The following is a 16,664-nucleotide window of genomic DNA, read 5'->3' as shown; positions in this document are numbered from 1 at the left end:
GCAACTATTCACAGGACAGACTTGAAGGGGCTTGCCAATTGGCACTTGGGCGCGTATCAGGAAGTTGCGATGTGCGTCGAGGACGGGAGCCACGGGGACGCATGTCGCGCGGTCCGTCGCTTGGAGGGCACTGCGGTGATCTGTCTGTCATGTCGGCAGGCAGCATCTCTGGAGTGTGGACCCATGACCGCATGTAATAGGGGCCGTTAGTCATGGCCCGCGCCGTTCTCATAGGCCAGCGACCGCCTTCCTTTGTCTCCAAGGCGACCTTGGCGGCCGAACTGGACATTTCCGAATCGACAGTTGACGACTATGTGCAGCGCGGCCTGCTTCCCAAGCCGATAAAGATCGGCGGTTCAGTCCGGTGGTGCTGGGCTCAGGTTGAGGCGGCGCTTGCTTCAATGGCCGGTAACGGTCCGCAACCCGACAATGATCCATTCTTGGCGGCTCTGAATGAAACGGCGGCGTAGAGCAGCAGTCTCATTGCCGAAGGGCGTGCACCGCGTCGTCTCGCGCGGGCGGGAATACTTCTACTATCAGGCAGGCCGGGGCACCGACCACCAGGGCGAGCGCATAAAGCTTCCGAACGATCCGCATTCACCCGAGTTCTGGCAAGCTGTGCGGCAGGCGCAGGGCATTGTTGGCCCGGTTCCTACGGGCACAATCGGCGCCCTGATAGACGCCTACGAAACAGCATGGCCCAGCCTTCCGCGCAAGCTGAGCGAGAGCACGCAGGAAAAGTATCGCCAATCTCTGCGCGTCGTGCGGGACGCCTGGGGCAATCTCCCGGCCGATAGCCTTCGGCCTTCCCATGTGCAAGCATTGATCGAGAAGATAGGAGCCAAGAAACCGGGCACCGCGAATAATGTGCTCGATGCTCTCCGCGCTATGTGCCGCTGGGCATGTGGACCGCGCGAGCTTCTGAGCCGAGATCCGACGCATGGTGTTGCGCATTTCGATAGAGGCGAGGGGCACAAGCCCTGGACGCCTGAGCAGTTGGATTTCGCGGACAAGCATTTCACCGGCATGTTGCGCCGCGCCTACGTGCTGGGGCGCTACACAGGGCAGCGTATCAGCGATCTTGTGCGGCTTGGCTGGACCGACATAGACGATGGCGGCTTCCGCCTTCGCCAGAAAAAGACGGGCGTCGAGCCGTGGTGCCCGATCTTTCCTGAGCTGGAAGCGGAAATGGCGACCTGGGAGAAGCGGCCTGGCCCGTTTCTCCTGCAGGACAGTGGCCGACCCTTCACAACGAATCTCCTGTGGAAGATGCTCGATAAGGAGCGGGAAAAGCATCCCGAGCTACAGGGCGTTGTTTGGCACGGTCTCAGGGCGAATGCCGTCATCCGGCTGCGGCAGGAAGGCTACACCGCCCTGCAGATAAGCGATGCGGTGGGAATGAGCGTTCCCATGGTCGAACGCTACAGCCGCTATGCTGACCGGAAGAAAGGCGGGCAGGCCATCTTGCTCAGCCTGAAAGAACGGAAACAGGACAAAGCTGTAAAACGTTGAAAAAATGGAAAATGGAAATCGTGGAAAATCAAATGGATAGCGGGAAAGGAAGGAAGTGGAGGCTTCTGTTGCCAGGTGCCTCCGGACCCCGCTCAGGCCTGCGACGGCCTGAGACTTGAAGTGAAGCTGTCGCGCCGCTTACGCAGCGAGACGGGCTTCCGCATAGTTGTCGTTGGCAACTATTAGGTTCGGTCCGATAACGGTGGTACCATGCCGGGCGAAGGTCCGATCTTTACACCATCGTCGATCCTGTTTCGCCCCCATCAGAAGCCGCCCCTCCTGGCTGGCCGGCAGTTTCTGGTGGAGGCGCCGGGCACTGCCCCCGGGTCCGATTGGCTTATTGCATCGGCCGTTTATCGCCATAGTCAGCCCGAAGCTGACGCCATCAGATATAGTGAGAACCGGTTGAAATGAAAACCCCAGGGCGCCCCAAAGCGCATTTTTCGTTGACTCCACAGGGGTGATTGCCGAAGCTTCCGGCCGTGGGGCGATGCGACGTTTCGTTGCAGCGAGGGATGGGCTGAACCAGGAGAGGCTGCGAGGGAACGATATGGCTGATTATCTCGCTGATATTCGCAAGTATGACGCAACTGCCGACGCAGCGGTTGTGGACAAGATCGTCAAGCATCTGGGCATTGCACTGCGGAACCGGGACTCATCTCTGGTTTCCTGCAGCGACCCGGAGGAGCTCGCGCGCGTGCGCGAGAGATGGTGCAAGAAAAAGTTCGGCGAGACCGACGACGCCAAGTGCGATTCGATCATTGAGAAGGTCTGCGAGACGATGAGCGGCGACAGTACGAAGAGCCGTGTGACGTTCTATTATCTGGTCGCCAAGCATCTGGGGAAACTTCAGGCTATCTAGACGTGCTCGCGGCTTGGAAGCCGGAGGCATTTCTCGACCGCCGGCTTCATCCTATCCTGGAAGGAGCAACCTGATTCGGCCGCGACCCGATGCGACAATATCTCGACCTGCTCGCCCACGTCCTTGAAAACGGTGTGGACCGTGCCGACCGCACCGGCACCGGCACGCGGGGCGTTTTCGGCCATCAGATGCGCTTCGACCTTCAGGCGGGCTTTCCCGCTCTGACGACCAAGAAGCTGCATCTGAAATCCATCATCTATGAGCTTCTATGGTTCCTGAAGGGCGACACCAATGTCCGCTATCTTCAGGAAAATGGTGTGACCATCTGGGACGAGTGGGCGGACGAAAATGGCGATTTGGGCCCCGTCTATGGTGCGCAGTGGCGCTCCTGGCCGGCACCCGACGGTAGGCGCATCGACCAGATTGCCAATCTTCTTAAGGCGTTGAAGGAGAATCCTTACTCGCGGCGGCATGTCGTTACGGCGTGGAACCCGGCGGAGATTGACTCCATGGCGCTGCCGCCCTGCCACTGCCTATTCCAGTTCCACGTTGCGGAGGGGCGGCTTTCCTGCCAGCTTTACCAGCGCTCGGCTGACATTTTCCTGGGGGTGCCCTTCAATATTGCGTCCTATGCGCTGCTTACGATGATGATTGCCCAGGTGACCGGGTTGAAGCCGGGAGAATTCGTGCACACGCTTGGGGACGCGCATCTCTACTTCAACCACTTCGATCAGGCCCGGGAGCAGCTGACCCGCACGCCGAAACCGCTTCCCCGGATGTGGATCAACCCTGCGGTGGATGATCTTTTTTCCTTCCGTTACGAGGACTTCCGGCTGGAAGACTATGTCGCCGACCCGCATATCAAGGCGCCGGTGGCGGTGTGAGTATGGCTTCTGCAACAAGGATCGCACTTGTCGTCGCGATTGCGCGGAACGGCATCATCGGCCGCGCAGGAGGATTGCCCTGGCGCCTTCCCACCGATCTGAAGCGCTTCAAGGCCATCACGATGGGAAAGCCGGTCATCATGGGCCGCAAGACCTGGGAAAGCATCGGCAAACCCTTGCAGGGGCGCTTCAATGTGGTGATCTCGCGCGATCCGGCTTTCGCCGCGGAAGGCGTTGCTGCGGCGCGCTCGCTTGATGAAGCGGTCGCGATCGCGAAGGAGAGTGGTGCTGGCGATGAAATCTGCGTCATTGGAGGCGGCGAAATTTATCGTCAGGCGTTGCCTGAGGCTGACCGGCTTTACGTGACCCATGTGGACGCCGAGGTTGAAGGCGATGTGTTCTTCCCGCCAATCAGCGAGGAGATCTGGGAGGCGGTTTCGCAGGATATCGTGCCTGCCGGCGAGAAGGACATTTACCCAACGCGTTATGTGGTCTACGAACGGCGGAAGGTGTAGGCCAGCTTCCTGCGGACGGCTTCGCGTTGAAAGCACGGTTTTGCATCCCTATAACGTGCGAAAGCGAGCGCCGTCGCCTCGGAAGGCCGGCGGGTGAATGAAGGAACGATAATGCCCTGGAACAATCAGAGTGGCGGCGGCCCGTGGGGCGGTGGGGGCAGCGGCGGTCCTTGGGATCAGGGGCCGCGGGGCCCATCCGGACCGCAGGGGACGCCACCCGACCTGGAGGAGATTATCCGTCGCGGACAGGACCGCCTAAGGCGCGTATTGCCAGGCGGAGCAGGGCCGAGCCCAGCCATGATCGGCCTGATCCTGCTGGTGCTGGCGGGACTCTGGCTTTTCAAAGCCATCTACATCGTCCAGCCTGACGAGCTCGCGGTAGAGCTCCGGCTGGGAAAGCCAAAGACTGAGCTCTCGGAGCCGGGCTTGCATTTCCATTGGTGGCCTGTTGAAACTGTCGAGACGGTCTCTGTGGCCGAACGGCTCATCGACATTGGCGAGACGCGGGGCAACACATCGTCCGGCCTAATGCTCTCCGGCGACCAGAACATCGTCGATGTCCGTTTCACGGTTGCCTATCAGGTGGCCGAGCCGGTCGAATATCTGTTCAACGTGGACGATCCAGACGGCATGGTGCGCCAGGTAGCCGAGAGCGCGATGCGCGAGGTGGTGGGGCGCCGTCCCGCCCAGGACATTTTCCGCGACGACCGCCAGGGCATCGCGGAGGAGGTGCGCAGCATCATCCAGTCGACGCTTGACGAATATGGTGCGGGCCTGACCGTCAACGCGCTGTCCATCGAGGATGCGGCGCCGCCCCGCGAGGTGGCCGACGCCTTTGACGAGGTGCAGCGCGCCGAGCAGGATGAGGACCGCTTCGTGGAGGAAGCCAATCAGTACGCCAACCAGAAGCTTGGCCAGGCACGCGGCGAGGCGGCACAGATCCGTGAAGCAGCCGCCGCCTACAAGAGCCGCGTCGTGCTTGAGGCCCAAGGCGAGGCGCAGCGCTTCGTCTCCGTTTACGAGGAGTACGCCAAGGCGCCGGACGTTACCCGCCAGCGTCTCTTCCTTGAGACCATGGAAGAGGTACTTCGCGGCGCAAACAAAGTGATCGTCGGCCAGGACGCGGGGCAGGGCGTCGTTCCCTATTTGCCCTTGACGGAGTTGCGCCGGTCGCAGCCCGCTCGGGGCGGCAACGCTCAAAACGGCTCGCAGGCACAAGGGGGGAACAACTGATGTCAAACCGCCTCCCGTCCGTTCTAATTGCTTCGGCCATCGTTCTATACCTGCTTTATTCGTCGATCTTCGTCGTCAACGAGCGGCAGCAGGCCATCGTGCTGCGCTTCGGCGAGATCGTCCGCGTGGAACGGGAGCCGGGCCTTTATTTCAAGCTGCCTTTCGCCTTCTTCAACGCGGACAATGTGCAGCTCATCGAGGACCGGATCCTGCGCTTCGACCTGGACGATATCCGCGTGCAGGTCTCCGGCGGCAAGTTCTACGAAGTCGATGCCTTCATCGCCTATTCGATCGAGAACCCGCAGCTCTTCCGCCAGCGGGCGTCCGGCAGCATTCCGCTGGCCGAGCAGCGGCTAAGGACCCGCCTCGACGCCGCTTTGAGGCGTGTCTACGGCTTGCGCGGGTTCGAGGCAGCGCTTTCGGAAGAGCGCGGCTCCATGATGCGCGAGGTGGCTGAGCAGCTGCGCCCGGACGCGGCGTCCCTTGGCATCCGCATTGATGACGTGCGTATCCGGCGTACCGATCTCACGGCCGAAGTCTCGCAGCAGACTTATGAGCGCATGAAGGCGGAGCGTCTGGCAGAAGCGGAGCGCCTGCGCGCCCGTGGCCGCGAGGCTGCCGCGCGCATTCGCGCCCAGGCCGACCGTGAGGTGGTTGAAATTCTGGCTGCAGCCCAGCGCGAGGCTGAAATCCTGCGTGGTGAAGGCGAGGCCGAGCGCAACGCCATATTCGCCGAAGCCTTCCAGCGCGATCCCGGCTTTTTCGAGTTCTATCGCTCGATGATCGCCTACCAGCGTGCGCTGGACTCTTCAGGCACCACCATGCTGCTCACGCCGGACTCGGAGTTCTTCCGCTTCTTCGGTGACCCCGAAGGGCGCAATGGCCAGCGCCAGCAGGCTCCCGGTGAAGCGCCCTTGACCGGTTCGATCGAACCGGTCCCGCCACAGCGGGAAGCATTGCGGACTGACCAGCCGGAAGCCGGGGCCGCGCAGTAGCACCGGGACCCGATAGAAGAAGTGGGGGCTTGCGCCTGTGAGCGACTTTCTTGCCGCCCTCGGCCTCGTCTTGGTCATCGAAGGGCTTCTTTATGGCGGCTTGCCGCAGCTTGCAAAGCGCATGGCTGCGGAGGTCGCCAGCGTACCTGAAGGCGTGTTGCGAGGAACCGGGCTTGCCGTGATGGCCATCGGTGTCCTCATCGTCTGGCTCGTGCGCGGCTGATCGGCGCCGTCACCTTCAACCAGCCCTATTTCCCGAGCAAGAGCCGCAGCCGATACCGCTAGAGCAGGATGGCCGATAGCCGGAGGCAGCCTTTGACGGGTTCCTATCCGGTCAGGCGCAGACGCGATTCCGCCCCAGACGCTTCGCCTGATAGAGCATCTTGTCCGCACGTCGGTAGAATTCGTCTGCCGTTTCCTTACCGTCCCAGACGGCAAGGCCCACGCTCGCGCTCACCCGGAGGCGAACGTTGCCTGCGTCCACGGCGAGCGCCGCGATCGTCTTGCGAATGCGCTCGGCAAGCTTGATCAGCCGTTCATGATTCATGTTGGGCGCGACGATGGCGAATTCCTCGCCACCCAGGCGGGCCACCACGTCGTGATAGCGCGTGAGCTCCTTCAGGCACCGCGCCACCTGCCGCAGCACCTCGTCGCCCACATTATGGCCGTAGGTGTCGTTGACCTGCTTGAAATGGTCGAGGTCGAGGACCATCAACCCCACCGGCCTCTCGATTCGGCCGAATTCCAGGAGATATTCCCTGAGCGCGTCGTCAAAGAAGCGGCGATTCTGGGTTCCCGTCAGGCTGTCGGTGAGAGCCGCATGTTCGAGCGATTCGGAGCGCGCGCTGAGCAATTCGGTCATGGCGCGCAGCTTTCCTTCCTCGCGCACCTGGGTGCGGATCAGTGGATAGATGAAGAAGATGCCGAAAATGACAGCCGTCGCCAGGAGCACGCCGGTCGTGAACAGCAGTTGCGCGAAATGGTTGGACGCGCTGCCGTGCATGATCTGGTCGTGGGTGCGCATGATGCCATAGGCGAAGAACAGCATGATGCCAGCCCCAAGGACCAGCGCAATAAAGACAAAGAAAGCAGATTCCGCCTTGTGGAAACGCATGCCCGCCCAAACCAAAACCAACTCCCTGCTTTCTCACACATGGCGCCTTACACCAGGTTAATTGCATTGAGCAGATTGGCTGCCACCACAGTAAATTCACAGGCTGCTAGGGATAACTTCCCTGCCTCGCCGCAATGCTCGCAGTGGAACCACGGTAGAAGCGGCCGCCCGTCGTTCGTCAAGCTGTGAAAAGTCAAAAACTTAGAGCGTTCCCTGAAACGCCGAAATGATGAGGTGCAAACCGCCCGAGCAACAGGTTTCAGGGCGAGTTCCGAGAAGCCAGCCCGCGCGCTGTAGGATGTAAAGCGTTGCAAGACTCTTGCCTGTGACGGGTGACGCCTTGGAGGGGGCATAAGGCCTCAGTCGCGCAGGCGTTGCCAATCCGGCCCGATTTGATGGCGGAACCACGTCATTTGCCGTTTGGCATATTGGCGCGTGGCGGCCTTTGCCCGCGCTGCTGCCTCCTTGAGGCTGATCTGCCCTGAGAGCGCTGCTGAAAGCTCACGCACCCCAATCGCTTTCATTGCGGGCATGGAGGGTGAAAGATTAAGCCGCAACAGCGCCGCCACCTCCTCAAGCGCGCCGATCTCCAGCATCCGGTCGAAGCGTTCATCTATGCGCCGTGCAAGCTCCTTACGGTCAGGTTCAAGTACGATCTTTTTTGCCGCGGCCGTATCCACCAAGGGCTGCGACGGCTCGGCTTGCCATTGGCTGATCGGCTTGCCCGAGGCTTCCATGACCTCCAGCGCGCGCACGATGCGCTGTCCGTCGGACGGCCTGATGCGCGCCGCTGATACGGGATCTATGTCCTTCAGCAAGCTATGGAGCGACTCCGCGCCTTCCGCCGCCAGCTGGTTTCGCCAGTGCGCGCGGATCGCCTTGGGGACGTCCGGCATCGGTGAAAGCCCTTCGGTGAGCGCCCGGAAATAAAGTCCGGTTCCGCCGACGAAGATGACCGGCTTCTGATTGAGGTTTTCCGCTTCGGTGAGTGCTGCCACATCGCGCAGCCAATCTCCGGTGGAATAACTCCGGCCCGGATGGACATGGCCATAAAGGCGGTGCGGAGCGGCCGCAAGCTCATCCGAGCCCGGGTGTGCCGTCAGTATCGACAGAATCCCGTAGACCTGCATGGAATCGGTATTGACGATGACGGCACCCGTCTTGCGGGCCAGTTCGAGCGCGCGCGCCGACTTGCCGCTCGCCGTCGGCCCCGCTATCAGGGTCACGTCCTTGAGCAGCCTTCTTCCTCCGGTATCAGCGGTTTTTCTCATGACCATTGTTGCGACGCTCATCTCCGACCCGAAAGCCCGCGCGCTCGATCCCTCCGTCGCGAATATGGCTGCCGGCTGTGTGGACGCAAGCCGCATTGAGTGGCTCGCCCCAGGAATTGCCTGCGACATTTGTCTGCCGGAAGGCATCGATGCTCAGCAGGCTGAAGAAGCCCTGCGCGCGGCCCTTGCCGGTTTTCCGTTGGATATCGCCCTGCAGCAGGCCGAGGGGCGGAAGAAGAAGATGCTGATTGCCGACATGGATTCGACCATGATCGAGCAGGAGTGCATCGACGAACTCGCCGACGAAATCGGCATCAAGGACCACGTGGCCTCCATCACCCGGCGGGCTATGAACGGCGAGATTGCTTTCGAGCCCGCGCTTCGCGAGCGCGTGGCCTTGCTCAAGGGGCTGGAGCTCGCGGTGGTGGACCGGGTGATCGCCCATCGAATCCGGCTGGCCTCGGGCGGCCGCGAACTGGTTGCCACCATGAATGCTGCCGGGGCGCATACGGTGCTGGTCTCCGGCGGCTTCGACGTCTTTACCGGCCCTGTGGCTGCCAAGCTCGGTTTCCGCGACCATAGGGCAAATCGGCTGATCGTGGAGGAGGGGCGGCTTGCCGGCACGGTGGCCGAGCCCATTCTCGGCCGCAAGGCGAAGGCCGATGCGCTGATGGCAATCTCCGCCGAGCGGAACATCGAACCCAGCGAAGTCATTGCTGTCGGCGACGGCGCGAATGACCTCGATATGCTGCGTCTGGCCGGCGCCGGCGTGGCCTTGCACGCCAAACCCTCTGTAGCCGCGGAGGCCCGCCTCCGGATCGACCACGGCGATCTGACGGCGCTGCTCTTTCTGCAGGGATACCGTCAGGAGGAATTCGTGTCGGGGGCATAGCCAATCCGCGAGCTGTATGCGGATAAACCTCCGTCGAGCCGAAACACAGCGTCACAAGTTCCTGTACGAGGGTTCAGGCCGGCCTGTGTGCCCGCAGACTCGCGCGAGCCAATACGAATATCACCGTAAGAAGCGCCGCAAAGCCGCCGGCCAGGATGATTGCCAGTATCGCGCGCTTGGGGAACGTTGCCCCAACCGTATAGGGCAGCCCCATGGATGAATAAAGCTTGCCTGCCTGAGTACGAAGTCTCTCCTTTGCCCCTTTCACGAGCTCCGAATAGCTGCGTGTCAGAGATGCCAAAGTTTCTGCGGCATTGTCGCGGAAATCAGGCGTCGAGGCCGCCTTGGCATCCTGAATCACTTTCTGAAGCTCACTCTCTATCTCTGCGATTTCTGCACCAATTTTCTGTTTTTCTTCCAGCATTTGCCTCGTGAAATCCGACAAATTTGCCCTTTTTGCCAATTCCACGATTTCGGAAAGACCAGTGTCCGTGATTTGAAGGGAATTCTGAAAGAAGGAGCTGTCGGACTGGGCCGCAACCGTGACAGCTGAATTTTGGAATTTATAGAGCTCCTGCAGAGCATCGTCATAGCTCGCCATCTTCATGCGAAGCTCGCCGAGCTTCAGCTGCAGGCTTTTTATGTAGGCAGATCCTACGAAGTCGTCCGCCTGGAACTGGGCGGCCATAACGGGATCGAACTGCACGGTACGAAAACGCTGAAGGGCCTGCCTTAGATCCCCGATCGTCTCGCCGTCACTCGTTTGCAGCAACGCCAACCTGTTGTCACCGGACATCAATGCCAAACCCTGATCCATGATCTGCAGACGCTGCCTGGCATTGAGTATGCTCGCTGTGGTCCGCAAATCCTCGCTGCTGGAAGTGATCTCGACCCGCGACAGGCGTGTATCCTCAAAAATACGAACGTTTTCGGAGAAGTGCTGTGACCATAGTTCAGGCAGTGCCTGTGCTATGACCGCGCCATCGTCCGGGCTCAATCCGAGCAGTTGGTGATTGACCTCAATGCGCAGTGCCGATTCGGTAACGGACTTCAGCTGGGTGCGATATTCCTCGTTGATGCTGGTGATCTCGGCTGGCGACAGATTCGAGACCGCCAGCTTTTCCTCATAGAGGCGGTGCAGCCCGATCGTGGCAGGGTGCCCGAATGTTACCGTTATCCCGTCCCTTAAATTTGTATCGTCCGGAATGTTGTAGCGCCTGCGCAGTTCCTCCAGGATTGCGGGCGCAACCAGATCTCTGGGAGAGAATGCGGTCCCATTCGGATATCGGCTGTTTTCAATTCCCCGCAACTCGACAAAGTACACGGTGGGCTCATCGATCCGCAAGGAAAGGGCTCCTATAGCGAGGGCCGTTGCAGCCATTGCAAGCAGAGGAATGAGGACGATCAGCGCCCGACCCGACCAGATGATTCGGAGGAGATCTGAAAGCGCAATTTCATCCTCGGCGCGTGGCAGCGGAACAGCGGACGCATAATCCAGCTGATTTTTTACTTGATTGAAATCCATACCCAAGTCCCCACAACTTTCGAGATAGAATATTCGGTGGGGAACCAATGGCAACTGCCTTCATCGCGTTTTCCGCTGACGCGACGCGGAAGGGGCGGGCAGCCGTTGCCTTCGCGCCTTCTCTATAAGCGAGCGGGGCCAAATTTCTGAAAAGTTTGTCATGATGTTCACAGGAATTCATTCCGCATTTAGCGGCGCACGGCTCCGTGGTTGCACGCGCTACCACCTTTAGTTGCTTGGCCGGCTATCTTTCTTTGGTTGCTTGGCCAGCTATCTTTGGCCTAATTCATCCGCAGCGTTACGAAGCGGAGTTCGCCGGTCTTGGAGGCGAGCATCAGGAGCGCATTCTTGCGTCCCTGTGCCTTGAGGCTGTCGATCTGATCGAGCACGTCCTTGGGCGTGGAGACGGACTGCAACGCGATCTCGACGATTACATCGCCGGCCTGCACGCCCTGTTCGGCGGCCACCGAATTCTCTTCCACTTCGGACACGAGCACGCCGTTTATGTCTTCAGCGAGCTCGAATTTGGCGCGGCCTTCCTCGTCCAGTTCGACCACGGTCATTCCCAAGATCTTGGCGCTCGCAACCGGCGCCTCTTCGCTCTCATCGCCGCGTTGATCTTCCCGCGCAGACGCGCTCTCGGCCTCTTCCAGCCGGCCGAGCGTCACCCGTACCGTCTGCTTCTCGCCATCGCGCAGGATATCGATGGCGACCTCTTTGCCCACAGGACTTTCGGCGACGATGCGGCTCAGCTTGCGCACGTCGTTGATTTCGATGCCCTCGAAGCCAATGACGATGTCGCCCGCCTTAAGGGCGCCGTTATCGGCCGGGCCGCCCTTTTCGATACCGCTGATCAATACCCCCTTTGCTTCGGGTAGACCAAGGCTCTCGGCGATTTCCTCTGTCACCGTCTGAATGCGCACGCCGAGCCAGCCCCGGCGTGTTTCGCCGAACTCACGCAGCTGATTGACCACGTTCACGGCCAGTTCCGAGGGAATGGCAAAGCCGATGCCGATCGAGCCCCCGGTGGGCGAGATGATCGCCGTGTTGATGCCGATGACCTCGCCATACATGTTAAAGAGGGGCCCGCCCGAATTGCCGCGGTTTATGGCGGCGTCCGTCTGGATGTAATCGTCATAGGGGCCGGAACCGATCTGCCGGTTGCGTGCCGAGATGATGCCGATGGTCACGGAGCCCCCGAAGCCGAAAGGGTTGCCGATCGCCATCACCCAATCGCCGATGCGCATGGCGTCGGAATCGCCGAAACTCACCTCCGCCAGCTTCTTGCCCTGCGGATCGACCTTGAGCACGGCAAGGTCCGTCTTGGTATCCACGCCCACAAGCTCGGCTGTCCGTGTCGTGCCATCGGCAAAATTGACGATGATTTCGTCCGCCCCGGCAATAACGTGATTGTTGGTGACGATGATGCCTTCCGCCCCGTCGATCACGAAGCCGGATCCCAGTGACGAGCCGGGGCCGGGCAGGCGAGGCCCGCCGCCTTCGTCGTTGAAGAATTCGTCAAAATACTCCTCGAAGGGCGAACCTTCGGGCAGGCGCGGCATCGGCACGCGCCCCGGACCGCGAGGGCCGGCGTTCTGGGTCGTCGAGATATTGACCACGGCGTCCAGCAGTCTCTCTGCAAGCGCGGACACGGATGCCGGACCCTGCTGTGCGGGGCGATCTTGCTGAGGTGCCGCCGTATCCGGGGTCGCCGCTGATTGAGCCAGTGCAGGCTGCGGTGCTATCGCAGTCCCCGCTATCAAGGCCGCGGCCGTCATGATTCCGCAGGTGGCACGATAAAGCCTCGGCAAGCGCATGACGGCAATCTCCCGTTGAGTCTCCCGCCGATGATTCGGCCGGAATGCGGCGTGTTTGCGGCCAGATATATAACTCTGAACGGGCGTCTCGCCACCCTGCTGTGAGCGGCGGGGTGGTGGCAGCTCTTTAGCGTGTAAAGCGGCTGGCGGGAGCGCCGATGCTTCCGAATGCCGATGGCTCATGCAGTGGGCCGGATGTCTCCGTTTCCCCGGTAAAGGTGGCTGCCCTGCCGCGCCGGCCCGCATTGCGCATCCGCTCCACAATGCGCGCAAGATCGACGTCATCAAGTCCGGCGGTATCTTCAGGCTCCCGGTTCCTGTCGCCAAAATTATCTTTCGTGCCCGGCAGGAGCGCATCCGGCAGTTTCTCGAACTTCATGCGCATGGTTGTGGCCACGCCGTCGCCGAATGCGATCGCTTCGCGCTGGCCCATGGCCGAAAGGAAGGCGAGAGTGGAGGCTGAGGAGTCGGCAATCGCGGAGCGGATGATCGCTTGGTCCTGCTCATTGGCAAGACGCATGGCGAAAATGGTCGAGCACTGCGAAAGCACGGTGGGGTCCAGATCGCCCGGGCGCTGGGTGACCACGCCCAGATAGCAGCCATATTTGCGCCCTTCCTTTGCGATGCGGGAAAAGGCATGGCGCGTCGGCGCGAAGCCGAGCCTCGGGTCGGCCGGCATGTAGCGATGCGCCTCCTCGCACAGGATGAGCAGCTTCAGCTTGCCGCCCCCCCACAGCGCGAGTTCGAAGGCGAGCCGCGCGAGAACCGAGCAGACGGAATTCACCACTTCCGATGGCAGGCCGGCCATTTCGAAGCAGGTTACCGGGCGGCCGTCGCCAGGAATGCGGAAAATGCGGCCGACGGTCTCGTGAATCGTATCCTCGATCAGATGCGAGGAGAACATGAAGCGGTAACGCGGATCAGCGAGAGCGGCCTCTATGCGGGCGCGGAGCTGCCGATAATGCGGCCTGTCGCCCTTGGACTCAAGTTGCCCCATGCGCTCGTCGATGAGGCGCAGCACTTCGGCCATCCGGTAGGGCACCGGTGTGTCGGCGGTAATGCTGCCGTCACCGCCGCGCCGGAGAAGGCCGGCCGTGCCCGGGCTGCGGTAGGCGTGCTTGGCCTGGGCGACCAGGTCGCGCAGGATTTCCACTTCCTCCGCCACTGCCTCGCGCCCGCGATAGAGCACCTCCACCAGTTCCTCCAGCCGGAATAGCCAGAAGGGAAGATCGAGTGTGGAGGTATCGATACGAACGCTGTGCTCCGGCAGCGCGGCGGCGAATTCGTTATGCGGGTCGAGGATGAGCACGCGCAGGTCAGGCCGGGCGGCGATGGTCTTGCGCAGGAGCAGCGAGACGGCGGTGGATTTTCCCACTCCGGTGGTGCCTACCACGGCGAAATGGTGGGTGAGCGTTTCGTCCACCGCCAGGCAGGCATCGATCGAGCTGTCCTGCGAAAGGTGCCCGATCGTCACGGAACGCCGTCCCCCGAGATCATAGATGGCGCGCAGGTCCTGCGCGCGGATGCGGTGGGCGAGCGCGCCGATGTAAGGGTATTCGGTAATGCCGCGATCGAAGACAGGCGTGCCGGTCTGGTCGCGCACCTCGCCGATTAGTTCGACATGAACCATGATGGGATTGACATCAGTGTCGTCCCAGCGCCGTCCCGGGCGCTCGATCGCGTAGATCAGGCCCACCGTGCGGGTCTTTCCGAGATTGATCGAGATGATCTTGCCGACCGTCCAGATCGCCGCAAGCGAAAGCTCGTCCGTTCCGATCGTGGCGGCGATGACGGCGCGGGCACCGTCGCATTGCACGACATGACCCAGCACGCGCGATTGCGGCTGATCCGCAGCGCGGCGCTCCTGCGATGTGACCTCTCCGGGAACCAGGCTCCCTTCGATATACATGTGCATGCCCCCCAATTGTTGGGACAATCCCTAGCGCAGCGAAGTTAAGGGGCGATGAGGGGGGATGGTTGCGGGACCGTTAACAGGGAAACCCGTGTAGGGAACCCGCGGGCAGCCCGGTCTGATTTGCGTTGACACGGCGTGCGGTTGGCGCTTATTGTCCCCCGCCATGATGAAGATCATTCTCGTAGTACGAACGCACATGGGCAAGGCGGCGTAGCCGCCGGGCGACAGCCGCTCATGTGCGAAAACAGGGCTCCTTCGGGGGCCTTTTTTAATGGCCGAACGACGCGACAGACCAGAACAGGATTGACGAGCGATGAACGCACAGGCGCCGGCACGAGAGGGGCAAGAGGTTGCCAGAAAGGAAATGACGGGCGCGGAGATGGTGGTGCAGGCGCTTAAGGATAATGGCGTCAAGCACATCTTTGGCTATCCCGGCGGGGCGGTGCTGCCGATCTATGACGAGCTTTTCCAGCAGGACGACATTCAGCACATTCTGGTTCGCCATGAGCAGGGCGCGGGCCATGCGGCCGAAGGCTATGCCCGGTCTACTGGCAAAGCCGGTGTAATGCTGGTGACCTCCGGCCCCGGAGCGACCAACGCCGTCACGCCGCTGCAGGATGCGCTAATGGATTCCATTCCGCTCGTCTGCATCACCGGCCAGGTGCCCACGACGCTGATCGGTTCCGACGCCTTCCAGGAATGCGACACGGTTGGCATCACAAGGCCGTGCACGAAGCACAACTGGCTTGTGCGCAACGTCAATCAGCTTGCCGCAATCCTGCACGAGGCTTTCCACGTCGCGACCACCGGCCGGCCGGGGCCTGTCGTGGTCGATATTCCGAAGGATGTGCAGTTTGCGAAAGGCATCTACACGCCGCCGCAGACGGCGCCGCGCACCAGCTATCGTCCGCGCGTCGAAGGGGACCAGGACAAGATCAGGGCAGCCGTCCAGCTCATGGCCACGGCCAAAAAGCCGATCATCTATTCCGGCGGCGGGGTCATCAATGCAGGGCCTGCGGCATGCCAGGCCCTGCGCGAGCTGGTGGAACTGACCGGCTTTCCCATCACCTCCACGCTTATGGGCCTGGGCGCCTATCCGGCCTCGGGCAAGAACTGGCTCGGTATGCTCGGCATGCACGGCACCTATGAGGCGAATATGGCCATGCACGATTGCGATGTTATGCTGTGCGTGGGCGCGCGCTTCGATGACCGCATCACGGGCCGCGTCGATGCCTTCTCGCCGCATTCGAAGAAGATCCACATCGACGTCGATCCGTCCTCGATCAACAAGAACGTGCATGTCGATCTCGCCATCATCGGAGATGCGGGCCGGGTGCTCGAGGACATGGTGAGGCTGTGGCGGGCCGGCGCCAAGGCCGACAAGGCGGTGCTTGCGCCCTGGTGGGAGCAGATCGGCAAATGGCGCGCGCGGAACTCGCTTGCCTATAAGCCGAACGACGACGTCATCATGCCGCAATATGCCATCCAGCGCCTCTACGCGCTGACCAAGGACCGCGACGTCTACATCACGACCGAGGTCGGCCAGCACCAGATGTGGGCCGCACAGCATTACGGCTTTGAGAAACCGAACCGCTGGATGACGTCAGGTGGGCTCGGCACGATGGGTTACGGATTGCCGGCGGCCCTGGGTGTGCAGATCGCGCATCCCGATGCATTGGTCATCGACATTGCGGGCGACGCCTCGGTTCTGATGACCATGCAGGAGATGAGCTCGGCAGTGCAGCACAACGCGCCGATCAAGATCTTCATCCTCAACAACCAGTACATGGGCATGGTGCGCCAGTGGCAGCAGCTGCTGCATGGCAACCGCCTCTCCCATTCTTACACCGAAGCATTGCCCGATTTTGTGAAACTGGCGGAAGCCTATGGATGCCACGGGATACGCTGCGAGAAGCCGGGCGAGCTGGACGACGCCATACGCGAGATGATCGAGGTGAAGAAGCCTGTCATCTTCGATTGCCGGGTGGCGAACCTCGCCAACTGCTTCCCGATGATACCTTCCGGAAAGGCGCATAACGAGATGCTGCTGCCCGACGAGGCGACGGACGAGGCGGTGGCAAACGCCATCGGCGAAGAGGGCAGGGCGCTTGTCTAGTCCGCGAAGAGAG

General features: G+C 61.4%; 15 protein-coding genes and 1 other RNA gene. 10 read left to right on the top strand and 6 right to left on the bottom strand.

The features are described from left to right. Positions 1 to 212 precede the first annotated feature (212 nt). Positions 213 to 470 carry a helix-turn-helix transcriptional regulator gene (locus NYR54_RS17415; protein WP_261516993.1) on the top strand — a complete coding sequence of 86 codons (258 nt, stop codon included), beginning with the start codon at positions 213 to 215 and terminating at the stop codon, positions 468 to 470. Next, positions 454 to 1,512: a tyrosine-type recombinase/integrase gene (locus NYR54_RS17410; RefSeq protein ID WP_261516992.1), complete on the top strand. Its 1,059-nt coding sequence runs from the start codon at positions 454 to 456 to the stop codon at positions 1,510 to 1,512. Before NYR54_RS17415 ends, NYR54_RS17410 begins: the two co-directional genes overlap by 17 nt. A gap of 54 nt (positions 1,513 to 1,566) precedes the next feature. On the opposite strand, the gene ssrA is transcribed toward NYR54_RS17410, so the two are convergent. Then, positions 1,567 to 1,933: a transfer-messenger RNA gene (gene ssrA, locus NYR54_RS17405) on the bottom strand. Between the two features lie 129 nt (positions 1,934 to 2,062). Here ssrA and NYR54_RS17400 point away from each other — a divergent pair. From NYR54_RS17400 to NYR54_RS17375, 6 genes are all read left to right on the top strand, one after another. Next, complete coding sequence (locus tag NYR54_RS17400; RefSeq protein WP_261516991.1) at positions 2,063 to 2,374, top strand: DUF2853 family protein; 312 nt, start codon at positions 2,063 to 2,065, stop codon at positions 2,372 to 2,374. 89 nt (positions 2,375 to 2,463) lie between these two features. Further along, positions 2,464 to 3,258, top strand: a complete 795-nt coding sequence (locus tag NYR54_RS17395) for a thymidylate synthase (protein ID WP_261516990.1) — start codon at positions 2,464 to 2,466, stop codon at positions 3,256 to 3,258. Positions 3,259 to 3,260: 2 nt separating this feature from the next. Next, positions 3,261 to 3,773, top strand: coding sequence for a dihydrofolate reductase (locus NYR54_RS17390; RefSeq protein WP_261516989.1), 513 nt, complete (start codon positions 3,261 to 3,263; stop codon positions 3,771 to 3,773). 111 nt (positions 3,774 to 3,884) lie between these two features. Next, positions 3,885 to 5,006 (top strand): FtsH protease activity modulator HflK, encoded by a 1,122-nt coding sequence (gene hflK, locus NYR54_RS17385; RefSeq protein WP_261516988.1) that lies wholly within the window; start codon positions 3,885 to 3,887, stop codon positions 5,004 to 5,006. Continuing rightward, complete coding sequence (hflC, locus tag NYR54_RS17380; protein WP_261516987.1) at positions 5,006 to 6,001, top strand: protease modulator HflC; 996 nt, start codon at positions 5,006 to 5,008, stop codon at positions 5,999 to 6,001. Before hflK ends, hflC begins: the two co-directional genes overlap by 1 nt. Before the next feature lie 37 nt (positions 6,002 to 6,038). Further along, on the top strand, positions 6,039 to 6,224 hold the full coding sequence (locus NYR54_RS17375; RefSeq protein ID WP_261516986.1) for a DUF2065 domain-containing protein: 186 nt from the start codon (positions 6,039 to 6,041) through the stop codon (positions 6,222 to 6,224). 111 nt (positions 6,225 to 6,335) lie between these two features. On the opposite strand, the gene NYR54_RS17370 is transcribed toward NYR54_RS17375, so the two are convergent. Both NYR54_RS17370 and miaA read right to left on the bottom strand, forming a co-directional pair. Continuing rightward, a complete protein-coding gene (locus tag NYR54_RS17370) occupies positions 6,336 to 7,115 on the bottom strand; it encodes a GGDEF domain-containing protein (protein ID WP_261516985.1) in 780 nt (259 codons plus the stop codon). 359 nt (positions 7,116 to 7,474) lie between these two features. After that, positions 7,475 to 8,386: a tRNA (adenosine(37)-N6)-dimethylallyltransferase MiaA gene (miaA, locus tag NYR54_RS17365; RefSeq protein WP_261516984.1), complete on the bottom strand. Its 912-nt coding sequence runs from the start codon at positions 8,384 to 8,386 to the stop codon at positions 7,475 to 7,477. Between miaA and serB the strand changes: the two genes are divergently transcribed. Continuing rightward, the gene (gene serB / locus NYR54_RS17360; RefSeq protein WP_261516983.1) at positions 8,385 to 9,278 is read left to right on the top strand and encodes a phosphoserine phosphatase SerB; all 894 of its coding nucleotides are present in this window, start codon (positions 8,385 to 8,387) and stop codon (positions 9,276 to 9,278) included. The genes miaA and serB overlap by 2 nt on opposite strands. Positions 9,279 to 9,351: 73 nt before the next feature. Here the strand turns inward: serB and NYR54_RS17355 are convergent, their stop codons facing one another. From NYR54_RS17355 to NYR54_RS17345, 3 genes are all read right to left on the bottom strand, one after another. Next, on the bottom strand, positions 9,352 to 10,803 hold the full coding sequence (locus tag NYR54_RS17355; RefSeq protein WP_261516982.1) for a hypothetical protein: 1,452 nt from the start codon (positions 10,801 to 10,803) through the stop codon (positions 9,352 to 9,354). Between the two features lie 281 nt (positions 10,804 to 11,084). Beyond that, complete coding sequence (locus NYR54_RS17350) at positions 11,085 to 12,581, bottom strand: Do family serine endopeptidase (protein ID WP_261517011.1); 1,497 nt, start codon at positions 12,579 to 12,581, stop codon at positions 11,085 to 11,087. 166 nt (positions 12,582 to 12,747) lie between these two features. Next, the gene (locus tag NYR54_RS17345) at positions 12,748 to 14,529 is read right to left on the bottom strand and encodes an ATP-binding protein (protein WP_261516981.1); all 1,782 of its coding nucleotides are present in this window, start codon (positions 14,527 to 14,529) and stop codon (positions 12,748 to 12,750) included. A 319-nt stretch (positions 14,530 to 14,848) separates the two neighbouring features. Here NYR54_RS17345 and NYR54_RS17340 point away from each other — a divergent pair, with 319 nt between their 5' ends. Further along, a complete protein-coding gene (locus NYR54_RS17340; RefSeq protein ID WP_261516980.1) occupies positions 14,849 to 16,651 on the top strand; it encodes an acetolactate synthase 3 large subunit in 1,803 nt (600 codons plus the stop codon). The last annotated feature ends 13 nt before the right edge of the window (positions 16,652 to 16,664 follow it).

The sequence above is a fragment of the Chelativorans petroleitrophicus genome (genome assembly GCF_025398195.1).
In the GTDB taxonomy this organism is placed as follows: Bacteria; Pseudomonadota; Alphaproteobacteria; order Rhizobiales; family Rhizobiaceae; genus Chelativorans; species Chelativorans petroleitrophicus.
Note: the sequence above shows the minus strand (reverse complement) of the source record. Positions and strands in the feature narration are given on the sequence as shown.

What these genes read in the sequence shown, in the direction of transcription:
- NYR54_RS17400 (WP_261516991.1), top strand. Translation starts at nt 2,063, where the DNA reads ATGGCTGATTATCTCGCTGATATTCGCAAGTATGACGCAACTGCCGAC.
- NYR54_RS17355 (WP_261516982.1), bottom strand. Translation starts at nt 10,803, where the DNA reads ATGGATTTCAATCAAGTAAAAAATCAGCTGGATTATGCGTCCGCTGTT.
- NYR54_RS17415 (WP_261516993.1), top strand. Translation starts at nt 213, where the DNA reads ATGGCCCGCGCCGTTCTCATAGGCCAGCGACCGCCTTCCTTTGTCTCC.
- NYR54_RS17370 (WP_261516985.1), bottom strand. Translation starts at nt 7,115, where the DNA reads ATGCGTTTCCACAAGGCGGAATCTGCTTTCTTTGTCTTTATTGCGCTG.
- NYR54_RS17410 (WP_261516992.1), top strand. Translation starts at nt 454, where the DNA reads ATGAAACGGCGGCGTAGAGCAGCAGTCTCATTGCCGAAGGGCGTGCAC.
- NYR54_RS17350 (WP_261517011.1), bottom strand. Translation starts at nt 12,581, where the DNA reads ATGACGGCCGCGGCCTTGATAGCGGGGACTGCGATAGCACCGCAGCCT.
- NYR54_RS17340 (WP_261516980.1), top strand. Translation starts at nt 14,849, where the DNA reads ATGAACGCACAGGCGCCGGCACGAGAGGGGCAAGAGGTTGCCAGAAAG.
- serB (WP_261516983.1), top strand. Translation starts at nt 8,385, where the DNA reads ATGACCATTGTTGCGACGCTCATCTCCGACCCGAAAGCCCGCGCGCTC.
- NYR54_RS17390 (WP_261516989.1), top strand. Translation starts at nt 3,261, where the DNA reads ATGGCTTCTGCAACAAGGATCGCACTTGTCGTCGCGATTGCGCGGAAC.
- hflC (WP_261516987.1), top strand. Translation starts at nt 5,006, where the DNA reads ATGTCAAACCGCCTCCCGTCCGTTCTAATTGCTTCGGCCATCGTTCTA.
- NYR54_RS17395 (WP_261516990.1), top strand. Translation starts at nt 2,464, where the DNA reads ATGCGACAATATCTCGACCTGCTCGCCCACGTCCTTGAAAACGGTGTG.
- hflK (WP_261516988.1), top strand. Translation starts at nt 3,885, where the DNA reads ATGCCCTGGAACAATCAGAGTGGCGGCGGCCCGTGGGGCGGTGGGGGC.
- NYR54_RS17345 (WP_261516981.1), bottom strand. Translation starts at nt 14,529, where the DNA reads ATGTATATCGAAGGGAGCCTGGTTCCCGGAGAGGTCACATCGCAGGAG.
- miaA (WP_261516984.1), bottom strand. Translation starts at nt 8,386, where the DNA reads ATGAGAAAAACCGCTGATACCGGAGGAAGAAGGCTGCTCAAGGACGTG.